Origin of the sequence: Pseudomonas sp. MYb13, assembly GCF_002980075.1 — a bacterium.
In the GTDB taxonomy this organism is placed as follows: domain Bacteria; phylum Pseudomonadota; class Gammaproteobacteria; order Pseudomonadales; family Pseudomonadaceae; genus Aquipseudomonas; species Aquipseudomonas lurida.
In genome coordinates this window covers 1-2,137 of the sequence record NZ_PCQI01000039.1, presented here as the reverse complement: position 1 = coordinate 2,137, position 2,137 = coordinate 1, and the positions used below count along the sequence as shown (strand labels likewise).

At 61.8% G+C, this 2,137-nt stretch carries 2 protein-coding genes; one reads left to right on the top strand and one right to left on the bottom strand.

Annotation, left to right across the window (positions count from 1 at the left end; all coding sequences use genetic code 11):
• Window positions 1–656: LysR substrate-binding domain-containing protein (locus CQ002_RS28045; RefSeq protein WP_105720653.1), on the bottom strand; the 656-nt coding region annotated here is incomplete at its 3' end.
• Between the two features lie 255 nt (window positions 657–911).
• Here CQ002_RS28045 and CQ002_RS28040 point away from each other — a divergent pair.
• Window positions 912–2,137 (top strand): MFS transporter (locus CQ002_RS28040; RefSeq protein ID WP_105720654.1); only part of this gene is annotated, 1,226 nt, incomplete at its 3' end.

Genomic DNA, 2,137 nt, shown 5'->3' with positions numbered 1-2,137 from the left:
TGGATCGCCGGGCGAATGCGCAGCCCGGCCTGGCCCATCTCTTGCTCCAGGGTCTGGCGGGTGACAGAGCCGGTTTCCCTGAGCACCAGGGGCGTGTCGTCCAGGTCCGCCAGGCAGATAGATTCGCGCCCGGCCCACGGGTGGTTACGCGCGACAAAAGCCAGTAGCTGGTCGTCGGGCAAGGGCAACGACAAGAGCCGTTCGTCATCGACATCGCGCCCCAGCAAGGCCAGGTCGGCCTGGTAGTTGTACAAGCGCGACAGTGATTCGTCGGTATTGCCGGTTTCGATCTTCACGCTGATGCCCGGGTAGCGCTCGCAGAAACACGCGATCTGCGGCAGCACGTGGACCGGTGCGTCCACCGCCAGCGTCAGGGTGCCGGTGAGCAGGGCGCGCGAGTCTTGCAGCAGTTCCTCGGCTTCGGCCTGGATCACAAACAGGCGCTGGGTGATGGCGAGCAGGCGTTCACCCAGGTCGGTCAGGCGCACTGCACGTTTGTTGCGATGAAACAGCAACACCCCAAAGCGCTCTTCAAGTTTGCGCACCTGGTCGGAGATCGCCGGTTGCGTGAGGAACAGCCGTTCGGCGGCCTGGGTAAAGCTGCCGTGGACCGCTACGGCGTGAAAGGCTTTGAGTTGCGCATGAGACACCGACATCAACAGACCTCCTACAAGCTCAGCTTATATTTGAAATACGATAAATCGATTTTACCTATTAGTCTGCCATTGCTTTTATACGCCTCAGTTGCTGTAGGTTGAGTCCTACAACCGCGGTGACCATGAGCCCTGGCAAACAGGGCTCATCTGACCAATGCCGTTCCCCTGGGACCGGTATTGCAGTGCTCAACAATAAAAAAACAGGCATTTGCTTCTCGATTCTGCCGGCACACTCAACCTGAGGTCAGAACCACCATGAATATCCCTATGGGTAGCATCAAGCGTTGGCGCGTGCAGATATTCGCCATCACCTGGCTGGCGTACGCCGCCTTTTATTTCACTCGCAAAGCGTTCTCGGTGGCCAAGCTGGGCATTGGCGACGACCCGAGTTTCCCCCTCGATAAAATGATGATGGCCAACCTGGACGGCCTCTACCTGGCGGCGTATGCCGTCGGGCAATTCACCTGGGGGATGTTGGCCGATCGCTTCGGGCCGCGGGTCGTGGTGCTGGGCGGCTTGTTGATTTCGGCTGCCGCCGCCCTGGTCATGGGCACGTTCGCGACCTTGCCGATCTTTGTGACATGCATGTTGATCCAAGGCCTGGCGCAGTCCACCGGCTGGTCGGGGTTGTGCAAGAACCTCGGTAGTTTCTTCCCGGCGCAGCAGCGCGGACGGGTACTGGGGTTGTGGAGTTCGTGCTACGCGTTCGGTGGCTTGGTAGCCTCGCCCTTTGCGGGTTGGTGGGCCTACACCTTGATAGGCAGTTGGCACGCGGCATTTATCTCCAGTGCAGCGGTGGTGGCGGTGGTGGCGCTGCTGTTCTTTATCTTCCAGCGCAACACGCCGCAGGATGTGGGCTTGCCCGCCGTCGAACCGGAGCCGGCGTTGAGCGCGGAGGAGGCCGCCGCCGAAAAACGCATCAGCGTGCTGGAGCCATTACGCGCGATCCTGCGCAACCGCACGGTGCTGACCCTGGGGCTGGCGTATTTCCTGTTGAAACCGGCGCGTTACGCGATCCTGTTGTGGGGCCCGGTGATCGTCTATGAACAGATGCCGTCGGTGGGCAAAGTGGGGGCGGCGATCGTGCCCACGGCGTTCGAACTGGCGGGCTTGCTCGGTCCGGTACTGATCGGCCTGGCGTCCGACAAACTCTTCGGCGCCCGACGCATGCCCGCCTGTGTGCTCAGCCTGCTGGCCCTGACCGTGGCCCTGGCCTTGTTCATGGGGGCGCTGCATACCGGCAGTGTGATGCTGGTGATGGCTTTGCTGTTTGTCATGGGCCTGACCCTGTACGGGCCGGACTCGATGATCAGCAGCACCGCTGCCATCGACTTCGGCACCGCCAAGGCCGGTGCCACCGCCGCCGGCTTTGTGAATGGCTGCGGCTCGGTGGGCGCGATCCTCGGCGGGCTGCTGCCGGGGTACTTCGATACCGTGACGGTGTTTATCGTGTTTGCCGGGGCCGCGTTGTTTTCTTCGCT